Raw genomic sequence first — 14,515 nt, forward strand, 5'->3', positions numbered from 1 at the left:
GCCGAGGGGGTTCTGGTGCTAGCATCCGAAACCTATGCCTGCTAACGCCCCGCGCGTGATCGTCGAGCCAGACGACGGTTTGGACCCGGTCCTCGAATTCATGATGAGCGCGCAAACCTCGCTTCTGATAAAGCAATTCACCTTCACCGAGCCCAGCTTGATGGAAGCTGCGATCGATCGGAAGAAGGCAGGCGTCGACGTCCGGATCATGCTGAATCCGCAACGGTCGGGCGGTGATCGGGCTAACGACGAGAGCTACGAGGCGTTCAAGAGCGCCGGCATCGATGTCCAGTGGTCAAGCCCCAAATTCTATGTGACGCACGAGAAGTCGATTGTCGTCGATCAGAGCGCGGCCATGGTCGCGACCTACAACCTGATGATCAAATACTTCACGCTCACCCGCGACTACGGGATCATCACCCACGACCCTTGCCACGTGCAGCAGATCATCGATGTGTTCAACGCCGATTGGGAGCATCGCGACTTCACACCCCCCAGATACGAAGGACTGCTGTGGAGTAACTCCAATTCGCGTTACCACATGGCGCGTTTCATCGACACCGCTGAGCACAAGCTGTACATCCAGCACCCGAAGTACGTCGACGCCGTCATCCTCGACCACATCGCCGCGGCCGCGCACCGCGGCGTCAGGGTGAGGGTCTTGTGCGGCGGTAAGCACGGCATCAGCGAATGGGACATCCTCGATACGTTCGCCTCCCTGCGGACCCTGCGCCGGTTCGGTGTCGAGGTACGTAAGCAGAAGAACCTGCGAGTGCACGCCAAGCTGTTGATCATCGACGGCAGAGAGGTTCTGGTCGGGTCGATGAACATCGACCGCAGCGCCTTCGACCTCCGCCGCGAGCTCGGCATCACCACCGACGACCCGGACGTCGTGACTCGACTCAAAGAGGTCTTCAAGAGCGACTGGCAGATGTCCAACCACTACGAGCCGCCCGACCCGCTCGAGAAGAATCGTCCCGTCGAGGACGAGTTCCCGCACGACCACGATCTGGTCCATGAGTGAGCCCGGCCCCACCCTGGAGAAGGTCTCCCTGCTGGAGATCGCCCGCACGTTCAACCACATCGCGCTCGCATCGTTCGGCGGCGGGCTCGGAGCCTGGTCCCGTGAGGTCATCGTCGTCGAGAAGAAGTGGCTGGGCGAGGAGGAGTTTCTCAGCGCCCTGACGATGTGCCGGATCGTGCCCGGCGCCAACCAGGTGAACCTTGCGGTCTTCGTCGGAACCAAGATGAAGGGCCTTGCCGGCGCCGTCGCCGCGTTGATCGGACTGTGCCTGATACCCGTCGCGATCGTCCTCACGCTCGGCTTCGTCTACTTCACGTTCAAGGAAATACCCGCGGTCAAGGGCGCACTGCACGGCGCCTCGGCCGCCGCCGTCGCCCTGACTCTGGCGATGGTGATCCAGACCGGCCAGAAGTGTCTCAAAGGCGTGATGCCGGTCGTCTTCTTCCTGGCGAGCTTCGTGCTCAACGGCCTGCTGCGCTGGCCGCTGTTGGAGACGCTCGCGATCCTGGCACCGCTGAGCCTGATCTGGGCCTGGCCGAGGAAGAAGCCGGTCGCGGCATGAAAACCCTCCTCGCGGTCGTCGGCATGTTCGGCTCGTTGTCGCTGCTGTCGATCGGCGGCGGTAATACGGTGTTGCCCGAGATGCACCTGGAGGCGGTGACCGGTCACCACTGGCTGACGAACTCGCAGTTCGCCGACATCTTCTCGATCTCGCAAGCGGCACCGGGGCCGAGCATCCTGATCGTGGCGCTCGTCGGCTATGCGGCCGGACTCGGCGTGGCAGGGGTCTTCGGCGGCATCGTCGGCGGTGTGCTCGCCACGGTGGCGATGGTGGTGCCCGCGGCGGGGCTGATGTACCTGATCACCCTGTCCTGGCAGAAGGCCCAGAAGTCCAAGCTGCGGTATGCCGTGGAGAAGGGTTTCGCGCCACTGACCGTGGGCCTGGTGCTGGCCAGCTCCCTGGTCATGAGCAAGGCCGCCGACCATGACTGGCGGGCCTATCTGATCACCGGCGTCGCGACGCTCATATTCGTCCGGACCAAGACCAACCCCCTCATCGTGGTGGGCGCCGCCGCGCTGCTGGGGTATGTCGGTTTCGTCTGACTGCTGTCTGATCGCCGCCCGGCGGCTGGCCAATGAGACCTCCCGGCGGCAACTCGGGATAAGTTGCACCGATGCGAGTTGACGGGCGCGAGGTTGCCGTTTCCGGCGACGTCCTGCTCCCGTTGGCCCGCCGGACCAACGACATCGTGCGACTCGGGCTGGCGACGCTCTTCCTGGCCATCATCATCACCAGTTCACTGATCACCCGTAACGACTGGGTCGGGCTGGAGAAGTCGGTGTCGCGGATCGTGGGGGTGCTCACCCCCACTCAGTCCAACCTGGTCTATCTGGCCTACGGCGTGGCGATCCTGGCGCTGCCGTTCGTGATCCTGATCGGGCTGATCGCCGCACGGCAGTGGAAACTGTTCGCGGCCTATGCGGCGGCCGGGTTCCTGGCCGTGTTCTCCCTGTCCATCACCGGCAACGGGATCGCCGCGCCGCGCTGGCATTTCGACCTCTCGGAACGATTGTCGACGACCTTGTCGCAGTTCCTCGACGATCCCCGCTGGATCGCGATGCTCGCCGCGGTCCTGACCGTCTGCGGGCCATGGCTGCCGGGTCGCTGGCGCCGATGGTGGTGGACGCTGTTGCTGGCGTTCGTGCCGATTCACCTCGTGGTCAGTGCAGTGGTCCCGGCCCGCTCATTGCTCGGACTGTCGGTCGGTTGGTTCGTCGGTGCGCTGACGGTGTGGGTGGTGGGCACCCCGGGTCTCGAGGTGCCCCTCGACGGGGCGGTGCGGGCGTTGTCTCGCCGGGGTTTCCTCGTGACGTCGCTGACGGTGGTGCGCCCGGCCAGCACCGGTCCGTTGGAGTTGGCGGCGGCCGACGACGCCGGTGCGCGCGTGGTCGTCGAGATGTACGGGCCCAACCTGCGCAGCGGCGGCGCGTTGCGCCAGTTCTGGCGGTGGCTGATTCTGCGCGACGCCGAAACCGCACCGCTGCAGGCCTCGATGCGTCGGGCCGTCGAACATCGCGCGCTGATGACGATCGCCGTCGGCGATCTGGGGGTGTCCAACACCACCACGATGGTCGTCGCGGCGCTGGAGCGCGGGTGGACGCTGTACGCGCACACCCCGTCGCTCGGCACCCCGATCGGGACCGCCTCCGACGAGGCTTTGGTGACCATGATCTGGGGCTCGCTCGGTGTGCTGCACCGTCACCAAATCGCCCATGGCGACCTGCGTTTCAACGAAATGACGGTCGAATCCGGCAAGGTGTTGTTCGGTGGCTTCGGCAGTTCGGAGTTCGGGGCGACCGACGAACAGTTGCAGTCGGATATCGCGCAGCTGTTGGTGACGACGACCGATCGGTTCGGCGCCGAGCCGGCCGTCCGGGCCGCCGTCGACACACTGGGCAAGCAGGTCGTGCTCAACGCGTCACGTCGCCTGACCAGAGCAGCGGTGCCGGCCCGAATCCGTAAGTCGCTCAACGATCCCAAGGCCGTCATGGCCGCCGCGCGCGACGAGGTGAAACGGCAGACCGGCGCCGACGAGATCAAGACCGAGACCATCACCCGCTTCACCCGCAAGCAGGTCATCCAACTGGTCCTACTGGTGGCGCTGGTCTATGTCGCCTACCCCTTCATCAGCACGGTGCCCACGTTCTTTTCCGAGCTGCGCAACGCCAACTGGTGGTGGGCGCTGCTCGGGCTTGCGGTGTCCGCGCTGACGTATTTCGGTGCGGCTGCGGCGTTGTGGGCGTGCGCTTCGGGGTTCGTCAGCTTCCGCAACCTGGTGATCATGCAGTTCGCCAACACCTTTGCCGCCACCACCACACCGGCCGGCGTCGGCGGCTTGGCGCTGAGCACGCGGTTCCTGCAGAAGGGCGGACTGGGCGCGTTGCGCGCCACCGCGGCCGTCGCACTGCAGCAGGCCGTGCAGGTGATCACCCACGTGACGCTGCTGATCTTCTTCAGCGTGGCCGCCGGGGCCACCGCCGACCTATCCCATTTCGTGCCGAGTGCCACGCTGCTGTACCTGATCGGTGGCGTCGCGCTTGGCATGCTGGGCACGTTCCTGTTGGTGCCGAGGGCGCGCCGGTGGCTCGGTACGGCCGTCCGCCCGCGGATCCAGGAGGTCGGTACCGAACTGCTCGAACTGGTCCGCGAGCCCAAACGGCTGGCGATCATCGTGCTGGGTTGTGCGACAACAACTCTCGGCCAAGCGCTTGTTCTGTGGTCCAGTATCGAAGCCTTCGGCGGTGACACGACGTTCGTCACCGTCACCGTCGTGACGATGGTCGGTGGCACCCTCGCGTCGGCGGCACCCACCCCCGGTGGTGTCGGCGCGGTGGAGGCGGCACTGATCGGTGGGCTCGCCGCCTTCGGCGTGCCTGCGGCTGTCGGGGTGCCCGCGGTACTGCTCTACCGGGTGCTGACGTGTTGGCTGCCGGTATTCGCCGGCTGGCCCATCATGCGGTGGCTGACCGCAAGAGAGATGATCTAGCCCGGACTGCGTAGCGTGGAGGCGTGCTGGCGAAGCGTGTCGTGGCGGTGCTGTCCGCGCTGGCACTTGTGCTGACAGCATGCGGTGCGCCGAACAAGCCCGCCGCCGACCCGACGTGGCCGCCATCGAGTGGCCGCGGCCCGTGCGGGGTCACCAAGCAGACCGACGTGGCGGCGCCGATGCGTGATGGCACGATCCTGCGCGCCGACGTCTACCGGCCGGACACCGCCGACGCCGTCCCCGTGATCCTGATGCGCACCCAGTACGGAAAGTCGGGCGCGCAGGTCCAGCCGTCGCGCTACCAAAGCCCCGATTGGTTCGCATCGCACTGCTATCTCGTTGTCATTCAAGATATTCGGGGCCAAGGCACCTCGGGGGGAACCTTCAGCGAGTTCACCCATGACGGCGACGACGGTTACGACTCGGTGGAGTGGGCCGCAGGCCTACCAGGGTCGAACGGCAAGGTGGGCATGTACGGCTCGTCGTACGTCGGCGCAACGCAGTGGCTCGCGGCGACAACCACTCCCCCGCATTTGGTCACGATCGTGCCGGCCAACACGGCCTCGGACTACTTCGACGGCTGGATGTACGAGGGTGGCCAATTCCGGCTGGCGTTCGTCCTGCCGTGGGCGATCGGCTTGGCCACCAGCGCCGCGACCAATCGGCACGACGACGCCACCGCGGCCGCGCTGAAACTGGCCGCGGCAGACCCCACCCGATGGCTGGACCTCCGGCCCTACCGCGCTCTTCCGGCGCTACAACCCGCCAATCCCGCTGTGGCCCCGTGGTATTTCGACTGGGTCACCCATTCGTCACGTGACAGCTTTTGGCGGCAGTGGAGCATCCGTGACCGCTACGCGTCGGTGCGGGTGCCGGTGCTCGACGTCGAAGGTTGGTACGACGCCTTCCTCGCCGGTGGCATCGAAAACTTCACTGGGATGGTGAATTCCGCGGCCACGCCGCAGGCCCGGTCAAACCAACGGCTGGTCATCGGCCCATGGGACCATGTCGACTGGGGCCGCCGCGGTTCCGAACCGGCACCGCTGCTGAAGGACATCGGCAGCGTGGGCGAAAGCCCGATCAACGAGCTGATGCTGTCGTGGTACGACCACTTCCTCAAGGGCGTCGCCAATGGCGTCAACGGGACCTCCGGCGGCACGCCTCGGGTGGACTACTTCGTGATGGGCGCCAACAAGTGGAAGACGGCCGACAGCTGGCCGTTGCCTCAAACCCGGTGGAGCCGATACTTCCTGTCCGGCGACGGCCAGATGGACTCGCGCAGCGGCACTCTGAGCACGGCGACGCCCGCCGCGGATCAGGCACCGGACCGCTACGTCTACGACCCGACCGATCCTGCCCCCAGCGCGGGCGGGCATTCCTGTTGCGGCGCACAGTCGGGCCCGCAGGGACCCTACGACCAGACCCCGATCGAGCAGCGTTCCGATGTGCTCGTCTACAGCAGCGATCCGCTTCCGGCAGACACCGAGGTGACCGGACCCACGACCGTCGACCTCTGGGCTTCATCGTCGGCCATCGACACCGACTTCACCGCGAAGCTGATCGTGGTCAAGCCGGATGGCGAGGCGATGAACCTGAACAACGGCATCCTGCGGACGGCATTTCGCGATTCGTTGACCGAGCCGCGGCCGGGCATTCCGAATCAGCCCTACGAGTACCACATCGCGATCTGGCCGACGAGTTACCTATTCCGCGCCGGCGATCGGATCCGGCTCGAGATCTCCAGCAGCGACTACCCGCAGTTCGCGCCCAACCCGAATACCGGTGAACCGTTCGGGCAGAGCACCACGACACTGCCAGCAACGCAGACGATCCTGCACGACGCCGCGCATCCGTCGGCGGTGGTCCTTCCGCTGATCCCGGCCAACGGCGAGGGATCCGACCGCTTCCCCACACACTGACGCGGAGTCAGTTGTGACATACAGGCGTGGACGACAGCGAGAAATGGCCCCCCGCACACATCGGCGGGAGGCCAGAAATCTCTGATGACTTGTCGTGCAGTCGCCCGGGAAGACCCTTAGCGAACTCGGGTACTACCTGGGCCGAACAGTGTCGGCGGCCATGCCAATGAATACGGCGTACGCGGCCGACATCGCGATCTGATCGATCATGTCGGCGTCGCCACCAAGTTCACGTACCTGGTCCTTGATCGCATAGCGGATCAAATCGACCGAAGTCATCATGGGATCGCTCATCGGTGCAGCCACTCGCTCTCGGTGCTATTCACTTTCGGCTGTCAGGCAGAGCCACAGTGCCGCTACTACAAAGAAGACGACGTATGCAACTTTGCCCAACTCGATCACCGTAGCTCCGATCTCCCATAAGCACCTGAGACCGACCTTAGAGTTCTAATGTTAGATTAGCTATCAGATTTGCAGAGTCGCCGACGTGAGATCCGGCCGGCACGGCAGGAGCAGTGACCCAGGTCACTTGTTGGGAACAACATACGCTACCGCGACAGGATTGTCGCCGAGCCTGTGCCAGGCGCGCCGTCAACCTGGGCGATGCGCACTCGCGGGTGGGCCGGAACCTGACCCTCACCGCCCTGACCTCGCAGTTGTCCGACCAACTCATGGACCTGACGTGAGCGATGTCGACACCTCAGGCGCGCAGATCGTCAGCGGGTAAACCTCCATCGAGCGGCACTCGCCCCACACGTCGGTGAGAACAGCCTGGGGGTCGCGATCGGGCGACTCGCCCCATCCCCCGCCACGGCCGAAGATGCTACACAGGTTCCATTGCGTGTAAACCCCCGAATCGGTGCGATCATCGTCCGTCGGCCGGTGCGGACGGCACGTCTGCGGATCTTGCACAGCGATATCGACAAGAGCTATCGCTGATCCCGTGAGCGAACGAGTTACTCGCGTGTCCGTGTAAGACCGATCTGGCAGACACCGACGGCGTTCGATGTTCGTGCAGATAGCTTTACATTGGGCATATGTTTCGTAACATGTGTAGGGCATACCGTTCAAGTAGGGAGACCCATGGCCTTCGACCCTCAAGTCGTGCACGAGAAGTACCGTGCGGAGCGCGACAAGCGTCTCGTCGCGGGTCGTACCGCCATCCGTGATCTGAACCATGACCAGTACGTCGCCGGCTATCGGGTTGACCCGTTCACGCCCTATACCGAGCGCGAGGGCATCACCGATGATCCCGATGTAGTGATCGTCGGCGGCGGCATAGCTGGACTCCTGGCGGGCGCTCATCTGCGCAAGGCGGGCGTACGACGCATCACGATTGTCGACCAGGCCGGCGGTTTCGGCGGAACCTGGTACTGGAATCGCTATCCGGGGGTGATGTGCGATGTGGAGTCGTACCAGTACCTCCCGATGCTGGAGGAGCTCGGCTACATCCCCAGCCGGCGCTACGCCTACGGCGAGGAGATACGCCGGCACCTTCAGTCGATCGCCGACCGCTTCGATCTCGAGTCCGACGCCTTGTTCCATACCGGTGTCACCCAGACGATCTGGGACGAAAGCGCAGGTCGCTGGGCGGTCCACACGGACCGGGGTGATGTGTTGACGTGCCGCTTTTACGTGCTGGCGGTGGGCATCCTCAACCTCATGAAGTTGCCCGCCATCCCAGGAATGGACGAGTTCACGGGCCCGGCATTCCATACGGCGCGATGGGATTATGACTTCACCGGCGGCGGCCCCGGTGAGCCGCTGACCGGGCTCGGCGACAAGGTCGTGGCGTTGATCGGCACGGGAGCGAGCGGCCTACAGTGCCTGCCGCCACTCGCCGAGGCCGCCAAGCACGTCTATGTCTTCCAGCGCACCCCATCCGCGATCGGGGTTCGGGGCAACGGACCTACCGATGACGCGTTCGCCGAGGGACTGCAGCCGGGCTGGCAGAAGGCGCGGATGGACAACTTCCAATCGATCATGTTGGGCCGGGCGGTCGATGTGGATCTCACCGACGATGGCTGGACTCATCACTACGCCGCGGTCCAGAATCCGCCACGACGCAAAGGCATGAGCACAGAGGAGTTCATGCGAACGGCGGAGGAGCTCGACTTCGGAATCATGGAGCAGCATCGGGAGCGGATCGATCAGCTGGTCAACAAGCCCGATGTGGCTGCCGCACTCAAGCCGTACTACCGCTACCTCTGCAAGCGGCCCTGCTTCCACGACGAGTACTTCGACGCCTACAACCGCGATAACGTCACGCTCATTGATTGCCCCGCGGGCATCGATCGGGTCACCGAACTGGGTCCCGTTGTCGGCGGACAGCAGTACGAGGTGGACGGCATCGTGTATGCCACCGGTTTCGAGGCGGAGGTCACCCCGCTGCCCCGCCGCGTCGGCCACAACGTCATCGGAAGGGATGGCATCTCACTCGCCGAGAAATGGGCCGACGGGGCCGCAACCCTTTTCGGTGTGACAAGTCGGGGTTTCCCGAACATGTTTGTCATGCCGGCCCCCGGCCAACAATCGGTCGTGACGGTCAACTACACCCAACTCGCCGAACTGGGGGCCGAGTTCCTCGCGGGCTTGGTGACGTTGGTTGAGGAACGGGGCGTACGGAGTTTCGACGTAAGCGCCGCCGCGGAGGCCGATTGGATCAAGCAGATCGTGGAGACCTTCGTCGATCCCAGCGCCGTCATGTCCGCGTGTACTCCATCGCGCCTCAACAACGAGGGCGATCCCGGTGGCCTGCGCGCCCGTGATACCAACTTCGGACGAGGATTCGGCGACTTCTTCGCATACCGGGAGTTGCTACAGGGATGGCTCGCATCGGGTGAACTCGACGGCCTGGACCTGACATGACCGATCGGCAACGGGTCGTCGTCGTAACCGGTGGCGGCGGCGGAATCGGTGCCGCGATCGCTGAATCAGTTTCGCGTACAGGTGCTTTCGTGGTCACAGTCGACCCGCTGGTCTCCGTCGACGGCGCGCAGAGACTACCGCAGCCCCAACAAACTACGGCCGACCGCATCGTTGCCGCAGGCGGAGCCGCGCGGTCCTCGGCCGTGTCCGTGACCGATGAATCGGCCATCGTCCGATTATTCGGCGAGTTGGCCGACGAATTCGGTGGGCTGGACGCCGTGGTCAATGTGGCTGGCATCAGTCGTCCCACTGGCTTCGCCACCGGCAGCGACAAGGACTGGCTCGACGTGTTGTCGGTACATCTCGACGGCTACCGCAACGTCCTCACCGCCGCGCTGCCGATCATGGCGGCGGCGGGGCGTGGTCACATCCTCGGAGTCACCTCCGGGTCAGGTTGGCGCGCGGCCGACTCCGGTGCCTACAGCTGCGCCAAGCGCGCCGTGGCGTCACTGACCTGGCAGTTGGGCCGCCATGCCCCCGATGGTGTTGTGGTCAATGCCATCTCGCCGATCGCGGCCACCCGCATGGTGGCCGCCGCGTTGGCTCGCACGGGACAAGGAGATACCCCGTCGACGGGCGGGCTATCACTGGGCGGCATGCCCGAAGCCGATGACCTCGGTCCGATCGGCGCACATCTCGTCAGCGAAACGTTCACTTCGTGCCACGGGCGAGTGCTGTTCCTCGGTGGCTCCGAAGTAGCGGTGATTGACGAGCCTCGGCTGATCGAGGTGGTGCAGGGCGACGAGGTGGCCGCACTGGGCCGGCTGCTGGAGGTCGCGACCACCGTTGCGCTCGCGCCAGCGGAGGCGAATCAGGTCAGCGGTGGTGGTAGCAACGCCCGGCTGGGGTCCGCCTTTGACCCATCACCGAACGCGGATCTTCCTGCCCCCCATGCTCAGTCGTGCGCAGTCGCCGCCGGCCAGCCCGAAGTGGCGGCAGCCATATCACGTGCTTTACACGCACGTGGCGTGACGACTCATCAGATCGATTCCCCTGCCGCGCTGGCTGACCTTGATGCGCTCGACGCCGTGGTGATTGTCGCCGCGGGTGGGCCCGTCACCGCAGGCGCGTCGCCTGGGTGGACGCGTGTCCTTGACGAGCACGTCGGGATCGTCGCGGACATCCACGCCGCTGCCCAGTGGTCGCGCGCGGTGGCCGACGTGTCGATCAGCAGCAGCCGACCAATCCGGCTGGTGACCATCAGCGATGGCACCACCGGCGGAGGCCGCAGCCGCGCTCAGGCATCGGCTCAGCTCTCAAGGTCCGGCCGGCAGGCCACCGGCGATCTCGTCACGCCGTTCGCGGTGAGCGCGGAATCCGGCGACATTCCCGCTGAACTCGTTGCCCACCTGGTGTGCAGTGACGCGGCCGGTCCTCTCGCGGGTGCCGAATTGGTCTCTGGCGCAGGATGGTTCGGACTGCGCAGCCACCCACGCCCGATCGGCAGCATTAGTTTCAGCGGCCCCAGGGTGCCCCGCTGGTTCGATGAGACACTCCGGGAAGTGGTGCAGCCACGATGACCGAGCCCATACCGAAGCCGCAACGCATCGTCGATGCCCATGTGCACCTGTGGGATCCGGCCCGAACAGATTGGTATCCCTATCTCTCTGGCAAGCGTGAGTTGAACATGGGCGATGTTTCCACCATGTCGCGTAAGTTCGATGCGGCGACGTACTTCGCGGAGTCCGCGGGCTGGAACGTCGAGAAAATCATCAACGTCGCTGCCGCCACCGGCTGGAACTCGATCGACGAAACCATCGAGTTGGACCGACGGGCGCACATCGAGGGCCACCCCGATGCGATCGTCGGCGGACTGCCACCCACCGAGTCGGTGGCGGAAACGATTGCCGCTCTTGACAAGCAGCTGACCGCACCACGGTTTCGGGGTGTCCGCCCGATGGGGGCTGCCGAGGGTCCGCTTCCCCCGATCGAGGTCCTTCGCGCGCTCGAGGAGCGGGACCTTTTGGTCGAGGTGATGGTGCATCCCGATCTGCTGCTGTCGACGGCAAGGCGACTGGAATCCAACGACTCCCTCGTGGTCGTCATTGAACATGCAGGTTGGCCGCGCAACGGGTCAGAGCAGGAGCGTGCGCTCTGGACCGAGGGGATCAACGCCCTCGGTAGCCTCGGCGACAACGTGCTGTGCAAGCTCTCCGGCTTGGCTGTGCCCCTTGGTTCGATGACCACCGAGGTGTTGGCCCCGTGGCTCGAATACGCGATCGAGGCGTTCGGCGCCGACCGCTGCATGTTCGCGAGTAACTTCCCCGTGGACGGCATGCGCGGCACCTTCGACGAGCTGTATTCGACCTATTCCGCCGTCACCGCCCGCCTCGACATCGACGCTCGCGGAAAGATATTCGCCGGCAACGCCGAGCGGATCTATCGCTGCTAACCCACGTTGACGACTTGCTGACCGAAGCGCTCGATGGCTTCGAGTGCATGGGAAAGGGAGTCGCCGGGCACCGGCACCTGCACCCAGGTGACGCCGACGGCGGCAAGTTGTGCGATGCCGCTGAGATAGTCGTCCGCGTTGAAATCTTCGTCACCCGGACTCCCGCCACGGAGATTGGTGAATGCGACATCGACGTCGGCCCAGTCACGCCCACACTCGTCGAATCGGCGCCGCAGATCGCCGATTGCCTCGGCCAGCCCTTCGACGTTATCCAGGGAAGCAGTGCCCGTGGTCTGCGCCAACCCGGGAGTCGCGGGAAACGGGCACCATCCTTGACCGATCGCTGCCACCCGCTGACGTGCGCGCCCGCTGTTGCCCCCAATCCAGATGGGCGGGTGCGGCGTGCTCGGCGGCCGTGGATGGGCGGTGATGCCGCGCGCCGCGAAATGCCGCCCTTCGTAGGAGACGTCGTCACCCGTCCAGATCGCCCGGATGACCTCCAGACTTTCGTCGAAGAGCATGCCACGTTCGTCGTAATCAACTCCGAGCGCTGCGAATTCACGCTTGAGATAGCCCGCGCCCACTGCGAGGGTGAACCGGCCCCCCGACAGCAGATCCAGCGTCGCGCTGGCCTTCGCCACGAGGAACGGATTGCGGTACGGCAGCACGACGATGTTGGGAATCAAACGCACCGTGGATGTACTGGCCGCCGCGAATGACATCGCCACGAACGGGTCCAGCGCGTCGTGGCCGCCCGAGTCGAGCCATCGCTGGGTGGGTGCCGGGTGATCGGTGAATCCCAGTCCGCTGAATCCCGCTGTCTCCGCGGCCACCGCGATGGCGGTGACCCCCGATCCCGCGGCGATTTCGGCATCGTAGGGGTGACCGGTCATCGGGTGTGTCAGGGCATAACGCATGTAGTCCTCCGGATCGGTTGATGTGGAAGCGATGTGGGCAGGTGTCCGTCTCCCTATACGACTTCCGAAAACAGCCCTGTGACAATGCGAACGAGGTGCACGCGTGCGCGTCGGCGAGTCATCTGGCCGCCGTTGATGTGGCGGGCCGCCAGCATCCAGAAAGCGGCGTGGATGGTACTGGCATCAAGGTCGGGGTCCGCGTTAGTGATCGAACCGTCGCGCAGGCCGCGATCGATGGCTTCGGCGAGCACCATCACTTGCGGACTGGCCACCGCTTCGAACTGCGTCGGGTAGGCGCTGCGCAGCCAGAAGCCATACCGCCACAGCGCTTCGAAGGCCGCGCTACGTGGGGAGGCGAACGCTGCGCCGAGCCGGTCGTCGATCCATGCCATCACTCCCGCATGGCCGCTGGCCGCGCGATCAGTCTTCCCCCGAAGACGCCGGACTGCCTCCTCGGTCTCGCGGAGCCAGACCGCAAGGACGAACTCGTCTTTCGAACCGAAGTGCCGGTAGAAAGCGCGCGTTCCGAGCCCCGCCTGGTCCAGGATGCCGGCGAGGGTCAGGCTTGTCGCTCCTTGCTCGGTCAGCAGGGCCAGGCCGGCGTCCAGCAGTGCACCGCGCTCGGCGTCGGCGGGCGGCGGCGAGGGCCCGCGGCGCGTGCGCGTCGACGTCGTCACGAGTGCAGGACCAGGTCGGCGACGCGCCGATCATGCCAGCTGCGGCTTCCGTAGAGGACATCGTTTTGTTTCGCACGCTTGAACAGCAAGTGGGCATCGGAATCCCAGGTAAATCCCGCGGCACCGTGGATCTGGATATTCTCGGCGGTGACATAGACGGCTGCCCTGCCCATGGCCGCCTTGGCAATTGCGGCGCTCTCCGGGAACGAGGAATCCCTGACGTCGGCCGCCCACGCCGCTCGGTGCACACCGACGCGACCCAGTTCGAGTTGGTGGAGCATGTCGACGAATTTGTGTTGAATAACTTGGTGCGATGAAATCGCGACATCGAACTGCACGCGTTGGTTGGCGTAGGCAATTGCCATGGCGAGCGCTGCCTCGCAGACCCCCACCAACTCGGCGGACAACGCGACCGCGGCGATGTCGACCACGCGGTCCCATAGTTGTGAGTGATCACCGACCGGACCGATCCGCACGGCTCGGCGCCCATCGAGGTGGAGCGACGCGGCTTGCCGTGACGGGTCCAGCGTCGGCACCGCGTCCCCGATCGGCCCGTCCAGCAAGAAACTCGCCAGGCCCTCGCGAGTCTGGGCTGCGACAATCACGTGGTCGGCAGCGGGATCGAGCACGACCGGCTTACTTCCCGTCAGTGCCCAACCGGATCCGCTTCGGGTCGCCGTTGATCTGACGTGCCGCACGGGGTCGCCCGCGCCGCTCTCCTCGAGGGCGACGGTCGCCCGCCGCTCACCCGAAATCAGGCTGCTCAGCAGGTCCGACTCACCCAACTCGACCAGCGCGCTAGTAGCCACGACCGCGGACGCCAGAAATGGTCCGGGCAGCGTGCAGCGGCCCATCTCTTCGAGTACGACCACTGCGTCCACCAGGCCAAGACCGAGGCCGTCGGCTTCACCCGGTATCAGCAGAGCATGCCAGCCCAGTTCGACAATTCGCGCCCAAAGTTTTTGCTGTGCAACGAGGTCGCCGTCGATGGCGGCCCGGACCGTTCCCTTCGCCACTGCATCGGCCAGCACTGACCGGACGGACGCCCGCATGTCGTCCTGATCTTCTGAAAACGTGAAGTCCATGGATGCACCTTACTGAAAGTATCGC

The 14,515-nt window shown here is 65.2% G+C and carries 12 protein-coding genes and 1 pseudogene; 8 read left to right on the forward strand and 5 right to left on the reverse strand.

The window, feature by feature from the left end; translation table 11 throughout:
* Window positions 1-34: 34 nt before the first annotated feature.
* The 5 genes from SLQ31_RS25080 to SLQ31_RS25100 all read left to right on the forward strand — a co-directional run bounded on the left by SLQ31_RS25080 (window position 35) and on the right by SLQ31_RS25100 (window position 6,491).
* The gene (locus SLQ31_RS25080; protein WP_319436842.1) at window positions 35-1,024 is read left to right on the forward strand and encodes a phospholipase D-like domain-containing protein; all 990 of its coding nucleotides are present in this window, start codon (window positions 35-37) and stop codon (window positions 1,022-1,024) included.
* Complete coding sequence (locus SLQ31_RS25085) at window positions 1,017-1,586, forward strand: chromate transporter (RefSeq protein ID WP_319436843.1); 570 nt, start codon at window positions 1,017-1,019, stop codon at window positions 1,584-1,586. Before SLQ31_RS25080 ends, SLQ31_RS25085 begins: the two co-directional genes overlap by 8 nt.
* Window positions 1,583-2,128 carry a chromate transporter gene (locus SLQ31_RS25090; RefSeq protein WP_319436844.1) on the forward strand — a complete coding sequence of 182 codons (546 nt, stop codon included), beginning with the start codon at window positions 1,583-1,585 and terminating at the stop codon, window positions 2,126-2,128. The genes SLQ31_RS25085 and SLQ31_RS25090 overlap by 4 nt, the downstream gene beginning before the upstream one ends.
* A gap of 71 nt (window positions 2,129-2,199) precedes the next feature.
* Entirely contained in the window at window positions 2,200-4,572 is a 2,373-nt protein-coding gene (locus SLQ31_RS25095) for a lysylphosphatidylglycerol synthase domain-containing protein (protein ID WP_319436845.1), read from the forward strand.
* 179 nt (window positions 4,573-4,751) lie between these two features.
* Window positions 4,752-6,491: a CocE/NonD family hydrolase gene (locus tag SLQ31_RS25100; RefSeq protein ID WP_319436954.1), complete on the forward strand. Its 1,740-nt coding sequence runs from the start codon at window positions 4,752-4,754 to the stop codon at window positions 6,489-6,491.
* A gap of 132 nt (window positions 6,492-6,623) precedes the next feature.
* Here the strand turns inward: SLQ31_RS25100 and SLQ31_RS25105 are convergent, their stop codons facing one another.
* Window positions 6,624-6,797, reverse strand: a complete 174-nt coding sequence (locus SLQ31_RS25105) for a hypothetical protein (protein WP_319436846.1) — start codon at window positions 6,795-6,797, stop codon at window positions 6,624-6,626.
* Between the two features lie 242 nt (window positions 6,798-7,039).
* A pseudogene (locus SLQ31_RS25110) lies at window positions 7,040-7,174 on the reverse strand (thiolase family protein); the annotation flags it as partial.
* 400 nt (window positions 7,175-7,574) lie between these two features.
* Here SLQ31_RS25110 and SLQ31_RS25115 point away from each other — a divergent pair.
* From SLQ31_RS25115 to SLQ31_RS25125, 3 genes are read left to right on the forward strand one after another with little or no spacing between them, the layout of a single operon-like run.
* Window positions 7,575-9,359: an NAD(P)/FAD-dependent oxidoreductase gene (locus SLQ31_RS25115; RefSeq protein ID WP_319436847.1), complete on the forward strand. Its 1,785-nt coding sequence runs from the start codon at window positions 7,575-7,577 to the stop codon at window positions 9,357-9,359.
* The gene (locus SLQ31_RS25120; protein WP_319436848.1) at window positions 9,356-10,939 is read left to right on the forward strand and encodes an SDR family oxidoreductase; all 1,584 of its coding nucleotides are present in this window, start codon (window positions 9,356-9,358) and stop codon (window positions 10,937-10,939) included. The genes SLQ31_RS25115 and SLQ31_RS25120 overlap by 4 nt, the downstream gene beginning before the upstream one ends.
* Window positions 10,936-11,811 carry an amidohydrolase family protein gene (locus tag SLQ31_RS25125; protein WP_319436849.1) on the forward strand — a complete coding sequence of 292 codons (876 nt, stop codon included), beginning with the start codon at window positions 10,936-10,938 and terminating at the stop codon, window positions 11,809-11,811. The genes SLQ31_RS25120 and SLQ31_RS25125 overlap by 4 nt, the downstream gene beginning before the upstream one ends.
* Here SLQ31_RS25125 and SLQ31_RS25130 read toward each other — a convergent pair.
* From SLQ31_RS25130 to SLQ31_RS25140, 3 genes are read right to left on the reverse strand one after another with little or no spacing between them, the layout of a single operon-like run.
* Window positions 11,808-12,728 (reverse strand): LLM class F420-dependent oxidoreductase, encoded by a 921-nt coding sequence (locus SLQ31_RS25130; protein WP_319436850.1) that lies wholly within the window; start codon window positions 12,726-12,728, stop codon window positions 11,808-11,810. The two genes, SLQ31_RS25125 and SLQ31_RS25130, sit on opposite strands and share 4 nt — an antisense overlap.
* A gap of 53 nt (window positions 12,729-12,781) precedes the next feature.
* Window positions 12,782-13,405, reverse strand: coding sequence for a TetR/AcrR family transcriptional regulator (locus SLQ31_RS25135; protein WP_319436851.1), 624 nt, complete (start codon window positions 13,403-13,405; stop codon window positions 12,782-12,784).
* Window positions 13,402-14,490: an acyl-CoA dehydrogenase family protein gene (locus SLQ31_RS25140; protein ID WP_319436852.1), complete on the reverse strand. Its 1,089-nt coding sequence runs from the start codon at window positions 14,488-14,490 to the stop codon at window positions 13,402-13,404. Before SLQ31_RS25140 ends, SLQ31_RS25135 begins: the two co-directional genes overlap by 4 nt.
* Window positions 14,491-14,515 lie beyond the last annotated feature (25 nt).

The organism is Mycobacterium sp. RTGN5, assembly GCF_033804465.1.
Classification (GTDB): Bacteria; Actinomycetota; Actinomycetes; order Mycobacteriales; family Mycobacteriaceae; genus Mycobacterium.

Excerpts from the sequence above, each read along its gene's own strand:
- SLQ31_RS25080 (WP_319436842.1), top strand. The coding sequence starts at position 35 with ATGCCTGCTAACGCCCCGCGCGTGATCGTCGAGCCAGACGACGGTTTG.
- SLQ31_RS25085 (WP_319436843.1), top strand. The coding sequence starts at position 1,017 with ATGAGTGAGCCCGGCCCCACCCTGGAGAAGGTCTCCCTGCTGGAGATC.
- SLQ31_RS25090 (WP_319436844.1), top strand. The coding sequence starts at position 1,583 with ATGAAAACCCTCCTCGCGGTCGTCGGCATGTTCGGCTCGTTGTCGCTG.
- SLQ31_RS25095 (WP_319436845.1), top strand. The coding sequence starts at position 2,200 with ATGCGAGTTGACGGGCGCGAGGTTGCCGTTTCCGGCGACGTCCTGCTC.
- SLQ31_RS25100 (WP_319436954.1), top strand. The coding sequence starts at position 4,752 with ATGCGTGATGGCACGATCCTGCGCGCCGACGTCTACCGGCCGGACACC.
- SLQ31_RS25115 (WP_319436847.1), top strand. The coding sequence starts at position 7,575 with ATGGCCTTCGACCCTCAAGTCGTGCACGAGAAGTACCGTGCGGAGCGC.
- SLQ31_RS25120 (WP_319436848.1), top strand. The coding sequence starts at position 9,356 with ATGACCGATCGGCAACGGGTCGTCGTCGTAACCGGTGGCGGCGGCGGA.
- SLQ31_RS25125 (WP_319436849.1), top strand. The coding sequence starts at position 10,936 with ATGACCGAGCCCATACCGAAGCCGCAACGCATCGTCGATGCCCATGTG.
- SLQ31_RS25130 (WP_319436850.1), bottom strand. The coding sequence starts at position 12,728 with ATGCGTTATGCCCTGACACACCCGATGACCGGTCACCCCTACGATGCC.
- SLQ31_RS25140 (WP_319436852.1), bottom strand. The coding sequence starts at position 14,490 with ATGGACTTCACGTTTTCAGAAGATCAGGACGACATGCGGGCGTCCGTC.